Source organism: Pseudoalteromonas shioyasakiensis (assembly GCF_001550135.1).
GTDB classification, from domain to species: Bacteria; Pseudomonadota; Gammaproteobacteria; order Enterobacterales; family Alteromonadaceae; genus Pseudoalteromonas; species Pseudoalteromonas shioyasakiensis.
Genome location: NZ_LRUE01000022.1, coordinates 14,537 through 39,534, shown reverse-complemented (window position 1 = coordinate 39,534; position 24,998 = coordinate 14,537). Strand labels below are relative to the sequence as shown.

22 protein-coding genes, 1 pseudogene and 1 riboswitch are annotated in these 24,998 nt (G+C 41.4%); of the genes and pseudogenes, 16 read left to right on the top strand and 7 right to left on the bottom strand.

Translation table 11 applies throughout. The annotated features are described in order from the left end of the window. Positions 1–194 precede the first annotated feature (194 nt). The 8 genes and pseudogenes from argC to PASHI_RS16645 all read left to right on the top strand — a co-directional run bounded on the left by argC (position 195) and on the right by PASHI_RS16645 (position 8,072). A complete protein-coding gene (gene argC / locus PASHI_RS16690; RefSeq protein ID WP_062566418.1) occupies positions 195–1,205 on the top strand; it encodes an N-acetyl-gamma-glutamyl-phosphate reductase in 1,011 nt (336 codons plus the stop codon). Then, complete coding sequence (gene argB / locus PASHI_RS16685) at positions 1,205–1,966, top strand: acetylglutamate kinase (protein ID WP_054560942.1); 762 nt, start codon at positions 1,205–1,207, stop codon at positions 1,964–1,966. The genes argC and argB overlap by 1 nt, the downstream gene beginning before the upstream one ends. Positions 1,967–1,973: 7 nt before the next feature. Continuing rightward, positions 1,974–2,894 carry an ornithine carbamoyltransferase gene (locus PASHI_RS16680; RefSeq protein ID WP_055198268.1) on the top strand — a complete coding sequence of 307 codons (921 nt, stop codon included), beginning with the start codon at positions 1,974–1,976 and terminating at the stop codon, positions 2,892–2,894. Positions 2,895–2,903: 9 nt separating this feature from the next. Next, positions 2,904–4,106 carry an argininosuccinate synthase gene (locus PASHI_RS16675; protein ID WP_054551091.1) on the top strand — a complete coding sequence of 401 codons (1,203 nt, stop codon included), beginning with the start codon at positions 2,904–2,906 and terminating at the stop codon, positions 4,104–4,106. A gap of 52 nt (positions 4,107–4,158) precedes the next feature. After that, positions 4,159–6,023 (top strand): annotated as a pseudogene (gene argH, locus PASHI_RS16670) (argininosuccinate lyase). Between the two features lie 251 nt (positions 6,024–6,274). Continuing rightward, the gene (locus tag PASHI_RS16660; protein WP_062566416.1) at positions 6,275–6,481 is read left to right on the top strand and encodes a hypothetical protein; all 207 of its coding nucleotides are present in this window, start codon (positions 6,275–6,277) and stop codon (positions 6,479–6,481) included. 75 nt (positions 6,482–6,556) lie between these two features. Beyond that, a complete protein-coding gene (locus PASHI_RS16655; RefSeq protein ID WP_156426502.1) occupies positions 6,557–7,030 on the top strand; it encodes a hypothetical protein in 474 nt (157 codons plus the stop codon). A gap of 508 nt (positions 7,031–7,538) precedes the next feature. Continuing rightward, complete coding sequence (locus PASHI_RS16645) at positions 7,539–8,072, top strand: hypothetical protein (RefSeq protein ID WP_062566414.1); 534 nt, start codon at positions 7,539–7,541, stop codon at positions 8,070–8,072. Positions 8,073–8,082: 10 nt separating this feature from the next. On the opposite strand, the gene PASHI_RS16640 is transcribed toward PASHI_RS16645, so the two are convergent. Next, positions 8,083–9,459, bottom strand: coding sequence for a capsule assembly Wzi family protein (locus tag PASHI_RS16640; RefSeq protein WP_062566413.1), 1,377 nt, complete (start codon positions 9,457–9,459; stop codon positions 8,083–8,085). Further along, on the bottom strand, positions 9,456–9,938 hold the full coding sequence (gene coaD, locus PASHI_RS16635; protein ID WP_058585805.1) for a pantetheine-phosphate adenylyltransferase: 483 nt from the start codon (positions 9,936–9,938) through the stop codon (positions 9,456–9,458). The genes PASHI_RS16640 and coaD overlap by 4 nt, the downstream gene beginning before the upstream one ends. Before the next feature lie 217 nt (positions 9,939–10,155). On the opposite strand from coaD, the gene PASHI_RS16630 reads away from it, so the two are divergent. Next, positions 10,156–10,809 carry a TetR/AcrR family transcriptional regulator gene (locus PASHI_RS16630; RefSeq protein ID WP_054560933.1) on the top strand — a complete coding sequence of 218 codons (654 nt, stop codon included), beginning with the start codon at positions 10,156–10,158 and terminating at the stop codon, positions 10,807–10,809. A gap of 108 nt (positions 10,810–10,917) precedes the next feature. Then, positions 10,918–12,375, top strand: a complete 1,458-nt coding sequence (gene thiI, locus PASHI_RS16625) for a tRNA uracil 4-sulfurtransferase ThiI (RefSeq protein WP_062566412.1) — start codon at positions 10,918–10,920, stop codon at positions 12,373–12,375. A gap of 133 nt (positions 12,376–12,508) precedes the next feature. On the opposite strand, the gene PASHI_RS16620 is transcribed toward thiI, so the two are convergent. Next, a complete protein-coding gene (locus tag PASHI_RS16620) occupies positions 12,509–13,402 on the bottom strand; it encodes a ketopantoate reductase family protein (protein ID WP_062566411.1) in 894 nt (297 codons plus the stop codon). Continuing rightward, the gene (locus PASHI_RS16615; protein ID WP_055021578.1) at positions 13,395–13,745 is read right to left on the bottom strand and encodes a VanZ family protein; all 351 of its coding nucleotides are present in this window, start codon (positions 13,743–13,745) and stop codon (positions 13,395–13,397) included. The genes PASHI_RS16620 and PASHI_RS16615 overlap by 8 nt, the downstream gene beginning before the upstream one ends. A 158-nt stretch (positions 13,746–13,903) precedes the next feature. Here PASHI_RS16615 and PASHI_RS16610 point away from each other — a divergent pair, with 158 nt between their 5' ends. The 3 genes from PASHI_RS16610 to PASHI_RS16600 all read left to right on the top strand — a co-directional run bounded on the left by PASHI_RS16610 (position 13,904) and on the right by PASHI_RS16600 (position 17,002). Continuing rightward, positions 13,904–14,386 (top strand): YajQ family cyclic di-GMP-binding protein, encoded by a 483-nt coding sequence (locus tag PASHI_RS16610; RefSeq protein WP_054551104.1) that lies wholly within the window; start codon positions 13,904–13,906, stop codon positions 14,384–14,386. A 143-nt stretch (positions 14,387–14,529) separates the two neighbouring features. Beyond that, a complete protein-coding gene (locus PASHI_RS16605; RefSeq protein ID WP_054551105.1) occupies positions 14,530–14,769 on the top strand; it encodes a hypothetical protein in 240 nt (79 codons plus the stop codon). Positions 14,770–14,958: 189 nt separating this feature from the next. After that, positions 14,959–15,114, top strand: a riboswitch (cobalamin riboswitch). A gap of 34 nt (positions 15,115–15,148) precedes the next feature. Beyond that, positions 15,149–17,002 (top strand): TonB-dependent receptor domain-containing protein, encoded by a 1,854-nt coding sequence (locus tag PASHI_RS16600; protein WP_062566410.1) that lies wholly within the window; start codon positions 15,149–15,151, stop codon positions 17,000–17,002. A 148-nt stretch (positions 17,003–17,150) separates the two neighbouring features. Here the strand turns inward: PASHI_RS16600 and msrA are convergent, their stop codons facing one another. The 3 genes from msrA to PASHI_RS16585 all read right to left on the bottom strand — a co-directional run bounded on the left by msrA (position 17,151) and on the right by PASHI_RS16585 (position 21,922). After that, a complete protein-coding gene (gene msrA, locus PASHI_RS16595; RefSeq protein ID WP_054560929.1) occupies positions 17,151–17,684 on the bottom strand; it encodes a peptide-methionine (S)-S-oxide reductase MsrA in 534 nt (177 codons plus the stop codon). 84 nt (positions 17,685–17,768) lie between these two features. After that, a complete protein-coding gene (locus PASHI_RS16590; RefSeq protein ID WP_062566409.1) occupies positions 17,769–20,867 on the bottom strand; it encodes an efflux RND transporter permease subunit in 3,099 nt (1,032 codons plus the stop codon). Positions 20,868–20,869: 2 nt separating this feature from the next. Further along, positions 20,870–21,922 carry an efflux RND transporter periplasmic adaptor subunit gene (locus tag PASHI_RS16585; RefSeq protein ID WP_062566594.1) on the bottom strand — a complete coding sequence of 351 codons (1,053 nt, stop codon included), beginning with the start codon at positions 21,920–21,922 and terminating at the stop codon, positions 20,870–20,872. A gap of 241 nt (positions 21,923–22,163) precedes the next feature. Between PASHI_RS16585 and PASHI_RS16580 the strand changes: the two genes are divergently transcribed. The 3 genes from PASHI_RS16580 to PASHI_RS16570 all read left to right on the top strand — a co-directional run bounded on the left by PASHI_RS16580 (position 22,164) and on the right by PASHI_RS16570 (position 24,997). Then, positions 22,164–22,871 (top strand): DUF2982 domain-containing protein, encoded by a 708-nt coding sequence (locus tag PASHI_RS16580; RefSeq protein WP_062566408.1) that lies wholly within the window; start codon positions 22,164–22,166, stop codon positions 22,869–22,871. 33 nt (positions 22,872–22,904) lie between these two features. Beyond that, the gene (locus PASHI_RS16575) at positions 22,905–23,237 is read left to right on the top strand and encodes a hypothetical protein (protein WP_062566407.1); all 333 of its coding nucleotides are present in this window, start codon (positions 22,905–22,907) and stop codon (positions 23,235–23,237) included. Between the two features lie 83 nt (positions 23,238–23,320). Beyond that, complete coding sequence (locus PASHI_RS16570) at positions 23,321–24,997, top strand: Lcl C-terminal domain-containing protein (RefSeq protein ID WP_062566406.1); 1,677 nt, start codon at positions 23,321–23,323, stop codon at positions 24,995–24,997. Position 24,998: the final 1 nt, after the last annotated feature.

The window sequence follows — 24,998 nt, the reverse complement described above, 5'->3', positions numbered from 1 at the left end:
CTAATTGCATAACAATATAAAAGTATTTATGATGAATATCAATTCACTTTTTAAGCATAAATATTAGTAAAGCTGTACGATGAACACGAAACGACGATAACCTGATTTCATTACTTTAGACAGTGTTTTTATTCGCAATTGAGCGAGTAATTTTAGGCGTATCGATAAACAGATTTAATAGGTAAAAGTAAGCAATGAATGTAGTGATTATTGGCGCGAGTGGTTATAGCGGCGCAGAGCTGGCAAGTTTAGTTGCTAAGCATCCAAAACTGACCCTTAAAGCATGTTATGTGTCTGAAGGGAGTTTAGATAAAGGTAAATTATTAAGCGATTTATACCCTGAGCACCTTGGATTGTTAGAGTACACACTGCAACCTCTAACTTCTGAAGCGTACAAAGATATCGAAAGCAATGCTGACTATGTATGCCTGTGTACAGATCACAAGGTCAGTGTTGATCTTGCTCCCCAATTTTTAGCCATGGGTAAAAAAGTATTCGACCTATCTGGTGGTTTCCGTTTAGCTGGGAATGAGGATTACCTAACTTATTACGGTTTCGCACATGAACATCCTGAGCTTTTAGAGCAAGCAGCATATGGTTTAGCTGAATGGAATAGCGATGCGATTAGTAAAGCAAACCTTGTTGCTGTAGCGGGTTGTTACCCAACAGCAGCACTTAATTCTTTAAAACCACTTAAAGAAGCGGGTTTATTAGCTGATCAAGCCATTATTGTTAATGCGGTGTCAGGTGTTACAGGCGCTGGTAGAAAAGCCAGTGTTAATACTCACTTTTGCGAAGTGTCACTTGCTCCTTATGGCTTGTTTAACCACAGACACACACCTGAGATTGAGCAGCACCTTGGTCACTCTGTGCTATTCACGCCACATTTGGGTAACTTCCCCCGTGGAATTTTAGAAACTATTTATGTGCAATTAAAACCAGGTGTAACTGCAGAGCAAGTGAGCACGGCATATCAAGTGTTAGCAAATGAGCCTTTAATTCGTTTACTTGGCAATAAAATTCCAAGCATTAAAGGCGTAGCTAAACAACCATATGTTGATATTGCATGGCAACAAAAAGGTGAGCAACTCATCGTTATGTCAGCGATTGATAACCTTCTAAAAGGTGCCGCTGGGCAAGCATTACAGTGCATTAATTTAGCCATGGGTGAACCTCACCATACTGGCTTAGTAGGAGCGCTGTAATGAAAACTTGGATCATTAAAGTCGGTGGTGCTGTGTTAAATAGCGCAGATGCCGCAAAAGCGCTTTTTGATGTTTTAGCCTCTGAGCAACAAGATAACTTTGTCATTGTTCATGGTGGTGGTGCCTTGGTGGATGCTTGGCTTAAAGACGCCGGCTTTGTGACTGCAAAACATCAAGGTCTACGTATCAGCCCAAATGAGCAAATGCCATATATTGTTGGTGCTCTTGCCGGTTGTGCCAATAAACAATTGATGAGCCAAGCAATCAGCGCTGGCCACAAACCTGTGGGTTTAAGCCTTTATGAAGCGGGTGTACTGGTATCTGAAAAACTTAAAGTATTGGCGCAAGTAGGTCAGTGCTCAGGTAGTTGTGACAGCGTGCTACCTAGCATGCTTGAACAAGGTCGTTTACCCCTAGTGAGCTCTATTGGCTTTGGGGAAGATGGCCAATGGTACAACGTCAATGCAGATGAAGCTGCAGCGGCTATCGCTAAAGAGCTTAATGCAGAACTTATTTTTATGACAGACGTAGAAGCTGTGCTTGATGCCAATAAGCAGCCTCTACATCAACTTAATACGCAGCAAATCGAAACACTTATCCTTGAAGGAGTCATTCAGGGCGGGATGGAGGTCAAAGTAAAGACCAGCCTTCTTGCTGCCCAACATTTACGACGTGGTGTGTATATCTCAAGCTGGCTGAAGCCAGAGAACTTAGTCGCTTTATTAAAAGGCGAACATGTAGGAACGAAAATTACACCATAGGTATTTCATGTTAAAGAATTTCTTAAATGGTCTTGAATTAGACCAAAAAGGCGCACTTAAATTACTAAATTTAGCGCAAAAAATTAAAGCAAACCCAGCTGACTTCAGCCAAGCATTAGCGGGCAAATCAGTGGTTACATTGTTTGAAAAGCCAAGTTTACGTACTCGTTTATCATTTGATATTGGTATTAATAAACTAGGTGGTCACGCAGTTTATTTAGATTCACAAAATGGTGCCATGGGCGCTCGTGAATCAGTTAAAGACTTTGCTCTTAATATCTCAACTTGGGCAGATGGCATTGTTGCTCGTGTGAATGCACACAAAACACTGACCACGCTTGCTGAGTATTCATCGGTGCCTGTTGTTAATAGCTTATGTGACTTATATCACCCGTGCCAAGCGCTTGCTGACTTTTTAACGCTGCAAGAAGTCCATGGCGATGTTAGCAAACTAAAGCTTGCTTACTTAGGTGAAGGTAACAACGTCACACACTCTCTAATGTTATTAGCCGCTACTTTAGGTACTGATTTTGTTGCAGTTTGTCCTAAAGGTAGTTCGCCAGATTCGCAAATTCTTAAGCAAGCAGAGCAAATTGCAGCAATGAATGGTGCCTCTGTCATGGTGAGTGACAGAATTGAGGCGGCAGTTGGCGCAAATGCAGTCTATGCTGATACCTGGGTTTCAATGGGTGATAAAACACCGCTTGAGCAGGTTAAAGCTAAATATATGCCTTATCAGCTTAACCAAGCCCTACTAGAGAAAACCGGTGCGCAAACGGTACTGCATTGTCAGCCAGCGCATCGTGAGTTTGAAATTACCTCTGAGGTAATGGATGGCCCAGCATCAAAAATTATCCAACAAGCAGAGAATCGTATGCACGCGCAAAATGCTCTACTTGTCACATTATTAAATCCAAATTTTGTTTAAGGAACACCAATGAGTTCAATTAAAAAAGTCGTATTAGCCTATTCTGGTGGTCTTGATACATCGGCAATCGTGCCATGGTTAAAAGAAAACTACGGCTGTGAAGTAATCGCGTTTGTTGCTGATGTTGGCCAAGGCGCAGAAGAGCTTGAAGGCGTTGAAGAAAAAGCCATAGCTTCAGGTGCGTCGGAATGCCATATCGTTGACTTAAAAGACGAGATGGTCAGCGACTATATTTACCCAACTTTAAAAACGGGTTCTATTTACGAAGGCACTTATTTACTAGGTACATCTATGGCGCGTCCAATCATTGCTAAAGCGCAGGTTGAAATTGCCCGTAAAGTAGGTGCTGATGCGCTTTCACATGGTTGTACTGGTAAAGGTAACGACCAAGTACGTTTTGAGTCATGTTTCGCAGCCCTTGCACCAGATCTAAAAGTGATTGCACCATGGCGTGAGTGGGACTTATCAAGCCGTGAGTCATTACTTGATTACTTAGCTGAGCGTAATATTCCATGTTCTGCGTCAGCAACAAAAATTTATAGCCGTGATGCGAATGCTTGGCATATTTCTCACGAAGGTGGTGAGCTTGAAGATCCATGGTGCCAACCAAGTGATCAAGTATGGACTTGGACTAACTCGCCAGAGCAAGCACCCAATGAAGCAGAATATGTAACATTAAACGTTGTTGAAGGTGAAGTGGTTGCTGTTAATGGTGAATCGCTTAAACCATATGACTGCTTAGTTAAATTAAATGACATTGCTGCTCCGCATGGTGTGGGTCGTGTTGATATCGTAGAAAACCGCTTGGTGGGTATGAAGTCGCGTGGCTGTTATGAAACACCAGGGGGCACTGTGATCATGGCTGCTCTTCAAGCTATTGACGAGCTAGTGCTAGATAAATCAAGCCGTAAATGGAAAGAAGTACTTGGTGGCGAGTTCTCTCACTTAGTCTATGACGGTCGTTGGTTTACGCCATTAAAAGACTCGATTCTTGCAGGCGCTGAATCACTGTCTAAGTTAGCAACGGGTGAAGTAGTGCTTAAGCTTTATAAAGGCCAAGTCACTGCGGTACAGAAAAAATCACCGAATAGCTTATACAGCGAAGATTTCGCAACCTTCGGCGAAGATGATGTATATGACCAATCACATGCAGAAGGCTTCATTCGTTTATTCTCGCTTTCAAGCAGAATCTCAGCACTAACGAAAAAGTAATTTAATTATTGCCCTGCATTGCAGGGCAATAGCCGAATTTGGAGACAGTTCAATGGCACTATGGGGCGGACGTTTTTCTACGGGTCCAGATGAAGCGTTTAAACAATTCAACGATTCACTTCCTTTTGATTATCAACTTGCAGAGCAAGACATTATTGGTTCAGTTGCTTGGGCTGGAGCGTTAAAACAAGTAAACGTTTTAAACCAGCAAGAATACGATGACCTAGTTGCAGCACTTAATAAGCTGTTAGATGAAGTTAAAGCGAACCCACAAGCAGTTGCTGTAGCAGGACATGAAGATATTCATTCTTATGTTGAATCAGCACTGATTGATAAAGTGGGTGACCTTGCTAAAAAGTTACACACCGGTCGTAGCCGTAATGACCAAGTAGCAACAGATTTCCGTTTATGGTGTCGTGATACAGCTGAGCATATTCTTGAAGCAATCGCAGAGCTGAAAGGTGAGTTTATTGCCTTAGCTGAGCGTGAGCTTGGCACTATTTTACCTGGTTACACACACTTACAGCGCGCCCAACCTGTGCTATTTAGTCATTGGTGTATGGCCTATGTTGAAATGCTTGAGCGTGATGAAAGCCGCTTAACCGATGCCAAAAATCGTATGAATTATTGCCCACTTGGTAGCGGTGCATTAGCCGGGACTGCGTACCCAATTGATAGGCAAACTCTTGCCGAAGGGTTAGGTTTTACCGGTGCCACACGCAATAGCCTTGATGCTGTATCAGATCGTGATTTTGTAGTTGAGCTATTAAGCTGCGCATCGATTTCGATGATCCACTTGTCGCGCATGGCTGAAGATTTAATTTTCTATAACTCTGGTGAAGCGGGCTTTATTGAGCTTTCTGATGGGGTGACATCAGGTTCTTCACTAATGCCGCAAAAGAAAAACCCAGATGCACTTGAATTAATCCGTGGTAAAACAGGCCGTGTTTTTGGCGCATTCAGTGCCATGATGATGACACTAAAAGCCCTACCACTTGCTTACAATAAAGATATGCAAGAGGACAAGGAGGGCTTATTTGATGCGATGCCAACTTGGCTGGCATGTATTCATATGGCGCAAGCGTGTATCAAAGGCATTAAAGTTAATGCAGATAAAACATTAGCAGCTGCAAAAGGTGGTCACTCAAATGCGACTGAACTTGCTGACTATTTAGTGGCTAAAGGTATTCCATTTAGAGAAGGTCACCACATTGTTGGTACGCTCGTGCAAATGGCTATTGCACAAGGGAATAACTTAGAAGATTTAAGTTTAGAGCAATTTAAGTCTGTGCATAGCATTTTCGAATCAGATGTATATCCTGTATTAGAATTAGACGCCTGTATTAAAGCAAGACAAGCTCTGGGTGGCACCTCTGTTGAGCAAGTAACTAGTGCCATCAAATACGCAAAAAAAAACAGCAAATAGCGGTACGTGACGCAACCTTAAATGATGTTGAGTCTATTGCTAAGCTAATTCAGCATTGGGCTACGGTAGGTGAAAACCTACCACGAGCTAAAAGCGACATGATTCACTCAATTAATGAGTTTGCTGTCACTGAAGTTGAAAACCAAGTTGCAGGCTGTGCCTCGCTGTATATTTACGACACTGGCCTTGCTGAAATTCGCTCGCTCGGGGTGGACCCCGAATCACGAATTGCCGGCCAGGGGCGTCAACTTGTTGAACATTTGCTAAAAAAAGCCAAAAGCTTGGCGCTTAGTCGGGTAATTGTCCTGACAAGAGTGCCAGAGTTTTTTGCAAGCCAAGGTTTCAGCTTTTGTAGCAAGGACAGTTTGCCAGAAAAAGTGATCAAAGATTGTGAGCTTTGCCTTCGCAAAGAGAACTGCGATGAAGTGGCAATGGAATATATTTTAAAGCCAAGTAATAGCGCGGTGATCCCGTGTAAACACGTGGCTTAAATTCCCTGGATGAGAAAAACGCACGGTTACCCCTGTGCGTTTTTTTATGCCTGAAATTTAGATTTGCTGACTTTTATGATCAAAAAGATCAAAATTTATAAAAGTTGGATCGTTAATTGCTTTTATTATCAGCGCGGTGGCAACGTCGCGATGAAGTATAAAAAAGCGTCAAAAAAATGAGAACGCTTAACTCAGCTTGCAAGCTATTGTAAGCTGTACTGAAAAAACAATTAACTTAAAGGAATTAACTTATGCAAGTTTCAAACAATAGCCAATTGCAAATGCAAGCTTACAGCCAAATGCAACAAACAAAGCCAGCTATGGAACAAACTACTAGTAATAAAACCCTGCAATCTGATACAGTAACTTTATCAAGTGAAGCCATGGCTTTATCTGGCGGTGCTGAAATCCAACGCGGTGGTATCATTGTATTAGATCCGGATAAACGCCCAAATTAATTACACTATGAGTAAAAGATGTATTTAACAGAACATTTTGGTTTATCTCTTCCTGCAATGGTTGTATGGGGATTAATGATGGCATTTTTTTTTAATGCCTTTCTCTGGATTGCAAATGCTAAAAGAAATAATGTTCTGTTAATGCTATCGCTCGTTGTTTTTGCATCATACTTTACAAGTGATCATCTATTCTCTTGGTTCGATAATTCAAGTGTCTACCTTAGTTGGGCTATCTATGATGTAATTACCCTAGCTGTAATTTTTAGTTGTACCTACTTTATTAAGGGTGTTAAGTCACCAGCATTTACCTATGTAATTTTTGTACTTTGCTCAAATACGATACTTCAATTATTGATGTATTATGATTTACATATTACTGGTAATGTAAGTCCTTGGTTCTTATGGGACTTTTACTCATTCACCGTCTACTTACTCGATTTTACGATGATTATCGCACTCATCGTTGATAGAGATATCTTGGGTCTAAATGCGTTAAAGAACCGCTTTTTACGTACAGGTAAGTCAAAACAACTTCAAAAGCAGTTATAGAACTTAAAGATGTATATAGATGCTTTTTTGGGGGACTTGTTAGGGGCCTTCATAGAGTGGGGCTTTTTGATGGCCTTTTTATTTAACTTAGCGGTTAATATCAATAAAACAGATAGTAGAGTTCTTGTTTTATCTTTTATTATGATGATTTCATACTTCATCAGCGGCTTCGTTAAACTCTCTGTTTATAGTTATTTGAACAGGTTTTACTTTGACTTACTCACTATAGCTTTAGTCTTATCTTGGATGTATTGTGCCAAGGTAGCTAACTTTTGCGGAACAACATATATCCTCTTCGGACTTACTCTCAATTCCATCCTAATGTTATCGATATACATCGATATTTTTATATACGAAAACAAATCTGAATGGTTTCTTTGGACTTTGTACTCATTTGGCGTAAACACTGTAGATGTCACTATGATTCTCGTGTTGCTTTTTAATAAGGATTTTCTAAAGCTTCATCGTGTTGTATGCATGAATTTTTCAAAAGAAAAGGTGAAAAGCTTTGGCTGAGTTTCATAAGTATGTAAGTGCTTATCTAGCAACATTTATTATGTGGGGATTTCTGATGGCTTTCCTATATAACATGGTTAGTAAATCAATAGTTCCCAATGGTGATAAAACTTTAATGTGGATTTCGCTAACAATGTTTTTGTCTTATTTAGCCTCAGATCCACTAACTTCAGCTACTTTCCAGATAGAGTCGATGAGTTATGCAACTGCCTATGTAGTTTGGACAGTTCTAGATCTCACCTGTATTGGTGCAATACTGCTTATATCTAAAGGTAAATCGATCGATAGTTACCCTGCAAAACTCTATGTGTTATTAGGTTTATTAATTAACAGCTCTCTTTTTATCAGCATGTATATAGATATTAATATACTTGAGAATACCGAAGAGTGGTGGTTATGGGGCTTTTATACGGTTACTGTCAATATTATGGATGCAATGATGCTCATCGCACTTTTCAGTAATAAAGATTTTTTAGGGCTTGTGAAGCTTTATAGGCGAATTCGAGGTCAAGCTGAACCAGCTTAACCTCAATTAGTTAAAAGCGGTATTCCCAACTGGTTCTAAGGGCTGTATTTGTTTCTGACTCATCACCTATTTCATCTTTTGAAACAAGTCCTGTCACTTTCCACAGGCCGTTAAACACAGATTGCTGATAACCGAGTTCTAACTGCAGCTGACTCATATCTGACGCGAGCTCAGCGTGTTTGGTTTCGCTTTCAATCCAACGAAGCTTAGCATGGCCACCATAACCGTTTAGAGTGTGGTAATAGGCGCCAAGGATAGCCGATTTGCTTTGTAGTGGTGTTGAGCTGCCAATTAAGCGCGAGCGTTGTGTATAGCTGCCAGAGCCATATACGCAATCGCTAATTTGCTCACAAGTTTGCTCTGTATTTGAGTATTCAAAATAGCTTTTTAATAGGCTCTCTTTCGAGCCAAAATAGCTTTCAACACCTAGCGTATAAAATGGCTCGCTCGGTGCTAAGCCACTTTCATTTCGACCCATTACCTCAGCATAAAAAGCAATAGGTTGAGCCGCTAAAGTGGTTGAGTACTTAACATCTAAACTAGTTAAACGATGTGTTGATTCATTGCTTTCGAGTGTAACAGGGTCAATTTCTAGGTTAGTTAAATAATCAGAGCCTGCACTGTTAATTGCTATTTCAAGGCCTGTTAATGGGGTGCTTGCAAATCGGAGCGCCCAAAAGTCACCGTCATCTGAGTTATTTAGATATGGCTTTTGTTTGGCGTAGATACCCGTTAACTGCCAGTTACCGATAAATGATAACCAAGTTGGACCGACATATTGTGTATTTGCTCTGGTAAAGCGCACGCCTTTCATTGGCGCCGCATTATTTGATAGTAGTAGGGCGTTATCGTTACTTGGCCCCCACCAATGGCTTACTTGCTCCACACTAAGTGACCAATTACCCAGGAGTACGGCTAAATAGCTATCTTGGTAAGTAACATGCTGCTTATCAAGGGCGTCATCGGCGTAATTTACACTGACTTTAGCGCTAACACGCTTCCCTGTGATTGAACCATAACTATTTACACCGCTTTCTTGCTGGTGGCGTTTACCAAAACCTTGCTGAGCGAGAGGTTCGCTGTTGTAGTTTAGGCGAATACCTGAGCTGCTTTTTTGTTTAGCATTATCAAGGGCATGCTTAACATGCTGGTAGGCAAATAAGCTTCGTTCATCTAGTTGGCTGGTATTGGCAACGTCTAGGTCGCGTGCGATACCTTGCCACATTAATGGGTAGCTATTAATAGGCTGTTTAATAATGCCTTGGTTAAATAGCATTTCGATTGAAGCGCGAAGTAAAGGGTCGTCACTTTCTATCCATGGCCCAGCAACACTAGGTGCAGAGATCATTAGTAATGCAGTTAAGCTAATGAACTTTTTTAATTTCATCCGTGAATTTTATCCTGTAAGGCTTTAGCTACAATAGGGTCAACAAACTCGCTCACATCGCCATTGTGGCGTGCGACTTCTTTGACGAGAGTCGATGAAATAAATGAATTTTTTTCTGCCGGTGTTAAAAATACACTTTCTAGATCTGGATTCAGGCGACGATTCATATTAGCTAACTGAAATTCATAGTCGAAGTCAGACACCGCACGAATACCACGAATAAGCACTTCGGCATTATGGTCGCGAGCTAAATCAGCTAATAAGCCTGAAAAACCAATTACATTCACGTTATCAAGATGCGCCAAAATTTTATTAGCAAGCTCAACGCGCTCATCAAGGGTAAAGCAGGGTTGTTTACTTGGGTTATGCGCAATGGCAACAATTACTTTATCGAACATTTTTGCCGCGCGATGAATTAAGTCTGTATGGCCATTTGTAAGTGGGTCGAAAGTGCCCGGATAGATTGCAGTAACGTTCATAACTATCAGCGATTTATAAATTTGCCTGCTATATTAACAGTGTTTTCTCGACGATGCAGCTTAGAAAATACGCGTATCGGATTAGGAACCTTCACCTATATAAGGTACTAAACCGATTGAGGTTAATATTTTTCAAGGTAGTATTTAATTGCCGCGCATTTGTTTATACTGCTCGGCTGGGGAACGTAATAATCATAAAAAACAGAGTAATTAGGCTATGAGCACAAAGGACAAGATCATACACACCAGCATCGAGTTATTTAATCGCCACGGTGAGCGTGCCATAACAACCAATCATATCGCTTCGCATATGGGGATAAGCCCAGGTAACTTGTATTATCACTTTAAAAATAAAGAAGATATTATTCGTCACATATTTGCTTTGTATAGCGACCACTTACACACACACTTTAAGCCTTTGACGCCTGATGATGATGCGCTAGAGAATCTAGCCGGTTATCTAGATTCACTGTTTGAATTAATGTGGCGTTTTCAGTTTTTCTACGACAACTTAGGCGATATTTTATCTCGTGATGAAGAGCTGAAAAAAGGCTATATTGCGTTTCAAGCTGAGCTTTTAGAGCAAGTCAAAGATGTGCTATTTGCATTACGTGAAGGTGGTGTTATTTGCATTGAAGACGAAGATGTTACAGAACTTGCGCATATGCTTAAAATGACCGTGAGCTTTTGGACGCCTTACATCAAAGCTCGTCGCTTAAGTGGTGAACTTGCCAGAGCTGATATTTATAACGGTATTTTAAAAGTATTACTGCTATTAAAAGCTCATTGCACTGAGCAACACCTAGAGCAAGTTAACCAATTAAGAGCTAAGTATTTAGCCCTTGCTGAAACAGAGCAAAGCGAACAATAATCCCGCAAAGCAGTTTATTTCCTAGACGCTATAATTTTTGTTATAATCGCGCGCCCTTGAGGTTGCTATACCTCAGGGCGTGTGAAATCCACAGTCTAAGAGTGAACTATGCTTAAATTTATCGTCAAATTACACCCTGAAATCGCGATCAAGAGTAAATCTGTTCGTAAGCGTTTTACCAAGTTATTAGAAAATAACATTAAGATCGTTTTGCGTCGTGTTGACGAAAAAGTTCAGGTAAGAAACAACTGGGACAATATCTCTGTTGTTAGCTTACTAGAATCTGAGCAAGTTCGCTTAGATATTATCGATGGCTTAAAACGCATTCCAGGTATCGTACAGTTTATTGAAGTAACAGAAACAGACTTCGACTCAATCGACGATATTTACCAAAAAGCACTTGAACTAATCGGCCATACGATTGCGGGCAAAACCTTCTGTGTGCGTTGTAAACGTTCTGGTAAGCATGATTTCACATCGAGCGATGTAGAGCGCTACGTAGGTGGTGGTTTAAATCAGCATGTTGAAGGTGCGCGCGTTAAATTATCTCACCCTGAAGTGACTGTTCGCTTAGAAGTACGTGATGATAAAGCATACATTGTTACTCAAACTCACTTAGGTATGGCGGGCTTCCCGCTGCCAACACAAGAAGATGTATTGTCGCTTATGTCGGGTGGCTTCGACTCTGGTGTTGCCAGCTATCAAATGATCCGTAAAGGTGCGCGTACTCACTTCTTGTTCTTTAACTTAGGTGGTGCTGCGCACGAAATCGGTGTTAAGCAGGCGAGTTATTATATCTGGAAACAGTTCAGCTCTACTCATAAAGTGAAATTTGTTACTGTTGATTTTGAACCTGTTGTAGCAGAAATCTTAGAGAACGTTGAAAACAGCCAAATGGGTGTTGTGCTTAAGCGAATGATGATGCGTGCCGGTAGTCAAGTTGCAGAAAAACTAGGTGTACAAGCACTGGTAACAGGCGAAAGTATTGGTCAGGTATCAAGCCAAACATTGGCTAATTTGAGTGTGATTGACCGTGTGACGGAAACTTTAATCATTCGCCCGTTAATCCAACACGACAAGCAAGATATAATCAATATTGCGCGTCAAATCGGCACGGCTGAGATGGCAGAAAGCATGCCTGAATACTGTGGCGTAATTTCTAAAAAGCCAACGGTTAAAGCGAAAATCAAAACTATTCTTGCCGAAGAAGCTAAGTTTGACTTCGACGTGCTAAATACAGTTGTTGAGAATGCGCGTGTGATGGATATTCGCGATATCGACACCGAAGCAAAAGAAGAAGTGAAAGAAGCTGAGTCTGTATCTGATTTACCTGAAGGGGCGGTTGTTGTTGATATTCGCTCACCTGAAGAAGAAGACGCAAACCCATTAGAGCTTGAAGGTATTGAAGTTGTACATTTACCTTTCTTCCGCTTAGCGACTAAATTTGGTGACTTACCAAAAGATAAAGAATATTACTTATATTGTGCTAAAGGTGTGATGAGCCAGCTACAAGCGCTGATCTTGCACGAAGAAGGCTTTAGCAACGTCAAAGTGTATCGTCCGTAAGAGATACTGATAAAAGCGCGACATGTTCGCGCTTTTTTAATGCCTGAAATAATTACGAGAAACGAGAAACGAGAAACGAGAAACGAGAAACGAGAAGCAAGTAACTTTACTCTTTCTCCTTTCCCCTTGTAGCTTAACTTTTTATTTTTATCATGCTCAGCATGGCCTGATTATAGGGAGTTTTTACCCCTAACTTAGCGCCTTGCTCGCACACATAACCACAAATTGCATCAATTTCAGATTCTCGATTATGGCTGATGTCTTGCTGCATAGAAGAAAAGTTTTCAGCGGTGGCTGTCATCACAGAATAGGCTTGATCCAGCGCCTCGCTGAGTTTTACTTTAACCCCTTGTTTATTGGCGACCAGGCACGCTTCACTAAGTAAATTGATTATGCGCGTGCTAAATTGCGGTGCACGTAGCTGGCCATTTTTTACGTTATGAATCGCTGTTAACGGGTTAATTGCAATATTCACTAACAGTTTTTGCCATCGCAATGAGTGAATATCATCGCTCACAGAAAAGTGTGGTAAGTAACTAAACTGCTGCTTAAGCTCACTGAGTCTTTCACATGCAGCTGCATTACATGCACCTAACACGCTTTCACCATTACCTGTATGGCTCACACTATAAGGCGTTGTTTTAAAACCAGCTAAACGCGTTGTTAAAAACGCTAACCCTTGTGTGTTTAAAAGTTGGGTATTGAGCTCATCGACATTCCCCATGCCATTGTGAGAAAGAATGATTTGGCATGTTTTACTGAGATAAGGTTCTACTTGTCCAAAGGCAGTTTGCACCTGAAATGCTTTTACTGTTATTAACACCAAGTCAAAGGGGGCGGATTGGCTTAGCTCTTTGTGGTGAATAAGGCGAGCTTTAATTGGGTGTGATTTACCATTACTCGCTTGATAAAAACGCGTGGTCAGGGTCGGCTTACGGGTCAGCAATGTAATGTCATGTTGTGCAGATAAAAAATGACTAAACAATAAGCCAATTGCACCGTCGCCAACAATTAAAATGTTAGCCATTACGTTGCTTACTACCTAAATGAAAACCAAGTTTAATAATAAAGTAACTTACAGCGCCGATAAAATCAGCTACAAAATCCCCAACCGAAGCTTGACGGTAAGGCAGCATATCTTGCATAAACTCTATGGCTGCACCATATCCGGCTAACAGTAAAATTTGCACCATAAGTGGCAATTTAAAGGCTTTGTCCATCACCATGGCCAGTACAAAGAAAATACCAAAATGCGCCACTTTATCAACGTGTGGAAAGAGGTTGCTCACCCCTTTAATTTCTTTGGCAAATAAAATAGTAAAGCCAATAATGCTGGCTAAAAAGATAACTTGGTAAACACGCCTTGTCACAATAAACCCTAAAAAATGCCGAAATTGAATGGCCAGTATATCAAACAATTTTTGCATCGCACCTGAACAAGTCGGATAAAAATAGAAAGAATCGACAAATAAGCGTTATAATTGCCAACCATAAATGAATTTAAAAAAGACTATGTTAGGAGAACCCCATGCCTTCATTTGATATTGTTTCTGAAGTAGAAATGAACGAAGCGCAGAATGCAGTAGATAATGCAAAGCGTGAACTAGAGACGCGTTTTGATTTTCGTGGTGTTGATGCATCAATCGAACTAAGTGACAAAGTAATCAAGTTAAAAGCAGAAGCACCACAACAAGTTATGCAACTTTTTGACATTCTTGCTGCGAAAATTTCAAAGCGTGGCTTAGATGTATCTAGCCTTGAGCTTAAAGATGAGTCGCGTAGCGGTAAATACGTAATGCGTGACGTTGCTCTTAAGCAAGGTATCGAAAAAGACGTAGCGAAGAAAATCGTTAAGTTAATCAAAGACTCAAAGATCAAAGTACAAGCTGCTATTCAAGGTGAAGAATTACGTGTAACTGGTAAAAAGCGTGATGATTTACAAGAAGCAATGCAAGTTGTTCGTACTGCTGATTTAGGTCAACCATTCCAGTTCAAAAACTTCCGCGATTAATACTCTATGTTTTTAGCTTTAAGCTGTAAGTTTTAAGCTATAAGCCTACAAGTTTCTGAACTTTACAAGGAGCGTATTTTGAGACAAATATTAGGTTACAGAGAAAAAGATATCTTCTAGCTATTTTCAGCTAGAGGATATTTATGTCAGTAAAAAACAAAGCAATAGATCGTAATAAACACGGTAAAATAAACAGAAAATACACAGGCCCACACAGTACTTATTTTTACCAACAAACACCAAGTTGGTGGGTGAAAATGACGATGACCAAGCCAAGAAGACGTTTAAATAAAGCTCTTTGTAAGCTTGTGCTGAATGGTGCTGACCCAGAAGGAATTGTTTTTCCGTTAGGAAACTCGAAACCTCATGAGTATTTCTGGTAATCATTGTTTTATAAAAGCCAATCAGCCATGCTGATTGGCTTTTTTACTTTCGGCTTACACCTTAGCACTTAACTTGCAGCTTGAAGCTTTAGACTTAAAACTTTGGTTTAGAAGTATAGCCGTCCATTGACTTTCTTCCCCAAAATCATCACAATAACGGCCTATTTTCGAGGTGCTTGCTGTATCTTCAGATACGTTTTATTTCAAAGGGTGAAATAGTCGCAAGATAATCGGGAAGTCGGTGCGTTTTCAGGGAGAAAACAATGCCAACACTGCCCCCGCAACGGTAATGTATATGCCATGCATTTACAGAGTCCGGAGACCGGCCTTGAAGTAACTTACTATTCGCGTGTGCGGTGGGCACAGGCTAGGGGATATCATGCTAAATAAATCTGCGTTAGGCGTAGCGGTTGCTGCTGCGTTGTCTTTTTCTGTATCTGCTGACGAGCAATCGATCGAGCACATCACAGTTACTGCCAATAAATTCGAACAATCAATTAATGATGTATTAGCCAGCGTTACTGTCATTGACCGTGCTGATATTGAAGCAAGCTATGTTCGTGACTTACCAAGCTTACTGGCCACTCAAGCAGGCTTTCAAATTAATGCTAATGGTGGTTTTGGGCAAAGCTCAGGTGTGTCATTACGTGGTGCAAGTTCTCGTCATACGCTAATTTTAATTGATGGTGTACGCACCGGCTCTGCAACACTTGGCTATAAAAGTATTAGCAATATTCCTTTAAACAGTATTGAGCGTGTTGAAGTAATTAAAGGCTCACGTGCTGCTGTATATGGTTCTGATGCGCTAGCTGGTGTAATTAATATCATTACGCGTAAAGCACAAAATACGACCTTAGATGTTACTTTTGGCTCAGACTCTTACCAAGAGTACCAAGTAGCGACAGGTGGTCAGTTTGCGGGTGTTGATGTGGCCGTTAATGCCGGTTACGAAAAAACAGATGGATTTGATGTTCTGCAAGGCTTAGCGCCAGATGAAGACGGCTACGAGAACAAAAACCTTGGCTTTAACCTAGGTTATCAAAATGAGCAGTTAGGTGAGTTTTTAGCGCAAGCACAATACTCAGAAGGCGAAGCAAAATACGATAGCGCTTATAGCCCTGCAGACAGCACTGTAGAAAAAGGCGAGTTTGAAAACTACCAAGCTTCACTAGGTTGGAAAAAAGCTTTCGAAAAACACAGCCATGCCATTGATATTGCAATATCAAGTGATAGTTCAGATGACTCACGTATTGATTACACAGGCGCAACGGTGGTCGATAAGTTTGAAACTGAGCGTGAGCAAATTGATTACAATGGCCAATACTTTTTCAATCAAGCGCTGACTCTTAGTGGCGGTTTGAATTGGTATAAAGATGAAGTGAACACTAACTCAGGTACTTACTTAAAAGACAGCCGTGAAGTATTCGCTGCGTTTGTTGGCGCTTATTATGACGACGAACAAGTACTGGCAAACCTAACAGTTCGCCAAGATGATGATCAACAGTTTGGTGATGAAACAACTTACACCGCAGCTGTTGGCTATCACTTAAATGACATCGCTACATTCCGCGTAAGTCAAAGTACGGGTTTTAAATCTCCAACATTTAATGACCTATATTACCCAGGCTCAGGTAACCCAGAGTTAAACCCTGAAACATCAGATAACCAAGAGCTTGGCTTATCACTCAATGTGAATGATATCAGCCTTGATATTGCGATTTTCCGCAGCGAAATCGACAACAAAATCGCTTGGGCACCAAATGCATCAGGGCAGTGGATCCCAACCAATATAAACGAAGCTCGCCACGAAGGTGTTGAGTTTAGCTTTAAAAACCAGGTGTTTGGCTTTGATCACAGCTTTAACTTTACCTACCTTTCAGCGGAAGATACTGAGACAGGTCAGTCACTAACCTATGTGTCAAATCACAGTGTGAATTGGTCATTAAACAAAGCATGGGGTGATTTTGATGCCGGTATCGATATGCAATACCGTGGTGATCGTGATGGCAAGTTAACGCACTTACCTTCGTATACGTTATGGAATTTAGTTGGTCACTACCAAGCAACTGACAACTTAACTGTGTCACTACGTGTAGAAAACCTATTCGATAAAGAGTACAACGCCGTTGATGCCTATGGTACAGACCTAGATGGTGATTACATCAACGACGAATTTTATTACTACAACACGGCCGAGCGTCGCCTGTTTGTAGGTGCCCGCTATCAGTTCTAATAACCAATAAGGTCAGTTGAGCTGTTTACTTATAGCTAGTAATTGACATTAATTTGCCCGTTGATGTCATTAGTCTTAAGTTAAAACAAGCTCAGCGTTATTATTAGTTCTGCGTCTAAAAGCTCGCTACCTACTTAGCGGGCTTTTTTCATTTTAGTTTATCTGCGTAATACTGTTCGAACTTTGCAAGCTTAGGGGCAATCAGAATACTGCAATAACCTTGATTTGGGTTTTCATTGTAATAGTCTTGATGGTACTGCTCTGCAGGGTAAAAGTTTGTAAGCGGGCTAAGCTCGGTGACAATCGGCTCACGAATTTGCTTTTGTAAGGCATCAATCATGGCTTGAGATTCTGCTTTTTGCTTTTCATCATGATAGTAAATAACACTTCGATACTGGGTGCCGACATCATTACCTTGGCGGTTTAACTGTGTGGCATCGTGTAAAGTGAAGAACATTTCAAGTAGGGTGTTATAGCTTACAATACTGCTGTCAAAATCGAGCTGAACAACTTCAGCGTGACCCGTTAAGCCAGTACAAATTTGCTGATAACTTGGGTTTTCAATCTCACCGCCGGCATAGCCAGAGCTGACATTAAGCACGCCTTTTACGCGTCTAAATGCGGCATCAATACACCAAAAGCAGCCGCCGCCAAAAGTGGCTATTTGTATGTTGTTATCCATATTTCACTCCCTTACCGTTTTGCTGACTATAGCCGAAAAAACAAAACGCCGTAAAGACGGCGTTTTGTTAAAGCTCAAGCTTGTTTAAATTTCTTCTAACGGCTTGTCTTTTGCTTGTTGTTCTAACTTGCTCTGCAAGTACTCAGGCGACTGGGTATTTCGAGCAAGTGCGCTGTATGCTGCAGGTACTACGAATAAGGTCAGTAAGGTTGCAACAATAACACCTGTAAATACCACCACACCAATTACCATGCGACTTTCTGCACCTGGGCCACTTGCAAGTACTAGCGGTACCGAGCTCATTACTGTGGTCAATGAGGTCATAATAATTGGGCGTAAACGCTGCGTTGCCGCTTGGCTAATCGCTTCGTTAAACTCAACGCCTTTATCGCGCAGCTGATTTGCAAACTCAACAATCAAGATACCGTTTTTCGCACTCAAGCCTATCAGCATTACGATACCAATTTGGCTGTAAATATTTAGAGTAAGTCCGGTGTACCACAAGCCAAATAACGCACCCACTAAACCAAGTGGCACAGTAAGCATGATCACAAATGGGTGAATAAAGCTTTCAAACTGGGCTGCAAGTACTAAGAAGGTAACTGTCAGTGCCAGTATGAATACATAGGTCATCGCCGATGCACCTTCATAGAACAGCTGCGATTCACCCTTGTAGTCAATTGCACCGTCGATGTCGTTTTCTTCTGCTGCAACTTGATTTAAGAAGTTAAGCGCTTCTTCTAGGGTATAACCATCTGCTAAGTTCGCACTTAACGTAATTGCGCGCATACGGTTATAACGGTTTAAACGCGATGCAGTGGCTTCTTCTTTTAAGCTAATTAAGCTATCAAGCGGCACTAATTCGCCACTACGTGATTTTAAATAGATATTTGAGATATCAGTTGGGTTAGCAAAGTCTTCTTTGGTGCCTTTTAAAATCACATCGTATTCTTCACCGCGGTCGATAAAGGTCGTTACGCGGCGTTGCCCTAACATGGTTTCTAGCGTGCGACCCACATCCGATACAGAAACCCCTAAATCAGCGGCTTTGTTTTTATCAATGTTGATTAAAAACTGCGGGAATGTTTCTTTGTAATCGTGATCAATTCTTACCAAGCCTGGGTTTTTCTCAGCACGCTTAATAATACGGTCTCGCCAATCGGCTAGCTGGTCGTAATCGTTACCTTGCAGTACAAATTCAATCGGACGAGATGAACCGCCGCCACCAATACCACGGCGCATAATGGCAAACGCACGCACATCAGTCACTTCAGTCATTTTACCGCTGATTTCGTCCATCACTTCCCAGGTTGAGCGCTTACGCTTATCCCAGTCGGCCATACCAATGATAGCAACACCACCTTGGCCGCCCCAGCCCGGAACACGAACAAGCACTCGGCTCAATTCACCAGACTCAGAGTAAGGCATTAAACGCTCTTCAATTTTAGCCATGTTTGCAGCGTTATTTTCATAACTTGCGCCCTCTGGGCCACTCATCATGATAAAGAAAGTACCGCGGTCTTCTTTTGGAGTAAGCTCTGAAGGCACTTTTTGAAACAGCATAAAGCTGGCAACACCGGCCAAAATCATAGTCAGTAGTAAGCTCCACTTACGGCCCATATTTGAAGCCAGAGAGTTACGATAGGCGTTTTCGATTTTGGCGAAGGTTCTATCCATCCACTGGCTAAATTTACTCTCTTTTTCTGAAGCTTTTAACACTTTAGAACAAAGCGCCGGAGAAAGCGTTAACGCCGTAATACTCGAGAAGAACACCGCGGCACTTACTGCCATCGCAAATTCGGTAAAGAGGGCACCAATACGGCCATCCATAAACACTAGTGGCACGAATACCGCAATCAATACGAGGGTAGTGGCAATAATCGCAAAGCCAACTTCACGGGCACCACGGAATGCAGCAAGCAGTGGCGGCTCACCCAACTCTATACGACGATGAATATTCTCAAGCATTACAATCGCATCATCTACCACTAAACCGATAGCAAGCACGAGTGCCAGAAGAGTTAACAAGTTGATTGAGTAACCCATAGCCAGCAAGAACATAAAGCTGCCTACTAACGCCACTGGTACGGTTACAGCAGGTACTAGGGTTGCGCGGATATTGCCTAAAAATAGGTAAATAACCAAGACAACTAGCGCCATTGAAATCCCAAGGGTTCTATAAACTTCATCAATAGACTCTTTGATGAAAATAGATGAGTCATAGCTGTCTTGAATGGTGGTGCCTTCTGGCAGGTTACGCTTAATTTTTTCAAGCTCTGCGCGGGCATTATCAACCACGGTTAGGGTATTGGCTTTGGCTTGTTTTACAATACCCAAACCAATCATATTACGGCCATTGCCACGGAATAAGCTTTCGTCGTCAGCAGCTTCTAAGTGAACATCAGCCACTTCACCTAAACGTACTAAATAGCCATCATCGCCACGTTTGATTACTAGGTTTCGAAAGTCTCGCTGATCTTTATAACTACGCGCGGTACGTACTGTAAAATCACGGTCGATAGATTCGATTTCACCGGCAGGTAATTCAACGTTTTCAGTGCGTAAGGTGTTTTCAATATCGCTACTGGTAATACCGCGTGCTGCCATCGCTTTACGGTTTAACCAGATTTTCATTGCGTATTTACGCTCGCCACCAACGCGTACGTTAGAGACACCATCAACAACGGCTAATCGGTCAACAATAAAGCGCTGTGCGTAATCAGATAACTGCAATGAATCCATAGTGGTACTGTTTAGTACAAACCAGGCAATTGGGCTTTCATCACTATTTGACTTAGAGACCTCTGGTGGGCGAACTTGCTCCGGTAAGCTATCAAGGGCACGGGCTACACGTTCGCGTACATCGTTTGATGCGGCATCGATATCGCGGCTGATATTAAACTCAATGGTGATATTTGAGCGACCATTTCGGCTTGATGAGTTAATACTTTTAATGCCTTCGATACCCGAAATGCGGTTTTCGAGTACTTGGGTGATTTTCGTTTCAATAATCTCTGCGCTGGCACCTGTGTAATCAGTGCTAACGCTGACAATCGGTGTTTCAATATCTGGGTATTCGCGCAGTGGCAGCATAGAAAATGCCACTAAACCAAAGGTAAGTAACAACAGGTTTATTACGATAGCAAAGACCGGGCGTTTAACACTAGTATCAGTAATTTTCATGTTTAGCCCTTGATACTTACTTTGCTGCCAGTACGGATTTTAATGATGCCTTCAGTCACGACTTGCTGACCATTTTCAAGGCCTTTATCAATAGCTACCCAGCCATTGTGACGACCCGCCACATGTACTTCGACTTTGTTAGCAACGCCACCTTCAATTTGGAACACGTAGTGTTTGTCTTGCTGAGGAATGACGGCTTTCTCTGGCACCATTAGCGCTTGGTTTGAGCTTAACTCTAGTGCGGTGTTTAACAGCATACCTGGGCGTAAAAGGCCTTTTTCATTGATAAAGCTTGCAGTCACTTCAACGCTACGAGTGACTGAATCGATACGCGAGCTAATATGCGTCACTTTACCGTTAAAGGTTCTATCTGGGTAAGCATCGTTTTGGGTCATCACTTTCATTCCTAGCTGTAACTGCGCTAGGTATTTTTCTGGTACTTTAAAGTCGACTTTAATGATGCTGATATCATCAAGGGTGGTGATGTTTGTAGTATTGCTAACATAAGTACCAATTGAAATTTCGCGCTTGCCAAGTAAGCCAGAAAACGGTGCTTTAATCGTCATTTCGGCAAGTTTTGTTTTAGCGCTTTCAAGTTGTGCTTCGGTTGCGTCTACGCGAGATAGCTGCTCTTCTAGTAACGATTTAGCCGTAGCCTGTGAGCGAGATAGCTCAGTAAGGCGTTCAAGTTGACGGCGTTCTTCACGTAAATTAATGCTTAACTCTTTTACTGCTAACTCTTCTTCTTGAGATTGCAATTGAACTAGCTTTTGACCTTTACTAACTAAGTCGCCATCATTGAAAAAGATATCGGTAACATAATCGTTTTGTGCACTGCGAATATAAATCGCTTGGTTAGCACGAGCACTACCAATTGCTTCTATTAGCACCGCATTTTCTTCGGCTGTAACAGTGTGTGCTGTCACCTGCGTTGCTCTGTCGCCAAAGTTGCTTTGCTCACCTTGGCTTGAAGGTAAATACAAATAAATACATAACCCTAGCAAAAGGGTAATAATAAAAGGAAAAAGTGCTTTACCAGATTGTGTAGAATACATCATCGTGTTACCAGAAAATTAGTTGAGTGTAGTGTACAAAATTAGTACGTGCCCCGTATGTCAGGTATCTCATAAATTTGTGCATTTGGCGTAAAAGTTAAAAGTTCGGCTAATTTGTTCCTTTATTGTGACTAAAAGAGAGGTTTTAGTATGGGTAAAGAGCCAAAATGTAATTATTGTTTAACGCTTAGAAAGATAGTTTTGGTCACAATTGTGATGTTTATTTTTTACTTTTCTGTTTATGGATAAGAAACCTCCTGCACTTAGAGTGCGCGCACAAGCATCCCGCCATGGCAGTGAGTTTTTAATTGTGGGCGGTATTGGGTTAATCATTATTATGCTAGTTAACCTATTGAGGCCCGGTGAAATTAGCATTGTTGAGATTTTTTTAGCCACAACCTGCATAGCGGCAATTTTTATTGGCTTTTTAAAAACTCAAGAACCATACTTTAGCCTAACATTTACTCAGAATTTACTTATTTATCATCACAAAGTTGGGAATTGGCAGCTAAATCATGCTAATTTTCATCATAGTGGTATACCAAAAGTGGAACAGGGCTTAGAATACCTTGAGTTAAATGCAGTTGGTATTAAACTCAATAACATAGATGAATTTTTAACACAGATTCACCCAAGAATTGCCGGACGATTACTAATAGAGCAGCGTCATCTATTTATGCAAGTTATTCAAAAACATTGCAAAAATGGTGATTGCCCATCAAAATGGTTAATAGAAGAGACGGACTACACTGCCCCAAGTGGTCAGCTTTACAAAGGATTGATTGCCATGTTTGCCAATCGTACGCAGCATTTAAGGCAGTTGACAGGATACGACTTATTATTGCCTGCCAATGTACTTGATGTTGATATTTGGCAATTTAGTGCTGATTTGAATCGTTGGAAACTGAATCCTAGTGAGTTTATAGAGACTCGCTTACTGAAAAAGTAAGCTATAGGTGGCAGTAAGTAGTAGGAAAAGGCTATGAGTCAAGAACGTTCTTTTATTAAAAGCGGTCGAAACACAATTATACATAAAGATAAAAAACTCGACTTAGTGATTGTGAATGGTGAGAACCACCCACGCATTAAAGTTACTCAAAATGGTTTAGAGCCGTTTAAAGAAGACCTGCCAAAAAACCGTCGTGAAGCCAAAGAGCGCTACTTAGAGATGGTGTATGTATCAAGCCCAGATGTATTTGCAGAAGAAAAGCGTTTGTTGTTTATCCAAGCCTTAGATGGCAGAGAGTACAAAGTTGATTACAGTAAAATAGGCACTAAGCTCTTCGTACGTATTCATCAAGAAAGTTATTTATAACCCCGACTCTGGCACTTTAATTGCTTGTTATTAGCTTATTTGGCAGTCGGCCATGACCGACTTTGCATTTTAAGGTGGTAAACATGAGATTAGTGCCTCTTACCCTAGTTGCATTAACGACATTAACAGCCTGTGGCGGCGGTGGCGGTTCGAGTGATTCGAATACAATCGCAGCAACAGTTAATGCAGGCTCAGATCAGCAAATTATTGAAAAAAGTGAATTTACTGTCTCTGCCCAAGGCTCACCAGCTGATGGCACCTTTACTTGGGAACGAGTCAGTGGCCCCGCACTAGAAGGGTTCCCTGCAGAGGGCGCTGAACAAACCATTACCGCGCCTGATATTAAACTCGACTCTGAACTTGTTTTAAAAGTGAATTATCAAACCGATGGGCAACTTGTTTCCGATCAAGTCAGTATTTTTATTACATCAAATAATCAACTGCCAGTTGCAGTGATCACGCAAACAGCTCCTGAAGAGTTACCATCACAATATAGTGATGTGATCACATTAAGTGGCGAAGAGTCTGCTGATATCGATGAAAATGGCTCAGTTGACAGTTACTTGTGGACTCAACTTGATGGCCCTGATTTAACGGCTGACAGCTACAACAATCAAACCATTAGCTTTACTCACCCACTACTTGAATCGAATACAGCGATGACATGGCGTTTAACTGTAACGGATGATGAAGGTGGCTCAGCAAGCACTGAGGCGTCGTTTACCTTAAACAAAACCGTTGAAGTTATTATTGCGGATGCAGGTGAAGATCAACAGATTATTGAATTTGATACTGTAACCCTTGATGCCAGCAATAGTGAAATTGTGACGGCAACAAAGTCATGTTTTTGGGAGCAATTAACAGGCGAAACTGTGACCTTGGCAAACCAGAACCAGTGTATCACGACGTTTGTAGCCCCTGATGTTGATACCGATTCAGAGCTGAGCTTTGAAGTTACCGTGACCGACAGTAAATCGCGAAGCGACACAGATACTGTGATTATCGATATTAGTCCAAAACCACTTGGTTTAATTAACGATACAGGCATGAGTGATTGCTATAACAACTCACAAAAAATTAATTGTGACAGCGAAGACTTCCCAAGCCAAGACGCCGATGTAGGTCGTGATAGTGTCGCAAACCAACTAGATAAAGTAGGTCAGGGCGACTTAGCGTTTGATTTTACTAAAATGAACGAATATGCCGACGAACTCCCAGATGATGCGACCAGCTTTAGTTGTGTTCGCGATAACGTCACGGGGCTTATTTGGGAAGTAAAAGAAGCCAGTTCAACATTACCACCGTCGACAGCCGATCGTGCAGCAACAAACCATTATACCTGGTATTTAAATGGTTCAAGTGGTGTGCAAACGGGTAGTGTGCAAGGGGCTGCGAGCTCTACTTGCCCAAGCACCAGTGACTGTGGCCTGCAAACTTACATTAATGATGTGAACAGCAACGATTTTTGCGGTGGTACAAATTGGCGTGTGCCAACTTACACCGAGTTATTAGGGTTATTAGATTATGCCAAGCAAGGTGAGTCTACGTTACTTAATAGTGATTTCTTCCCAAATCAACCAAGTGATATTCAGCTAAGCAGTGATAGCAGCTCATTTATGCCTTATTGGACTTCGCAAACAGCGGCAGATGGTACGAGTTTATCGCAAGCTTATATTATCGATATGAGTAGTGCTAATGACTTAGCATATCCAAAAAGTAATACCGCCTTTGTGCGCTTAGTTAGAACGCCGGGAGAGTAAT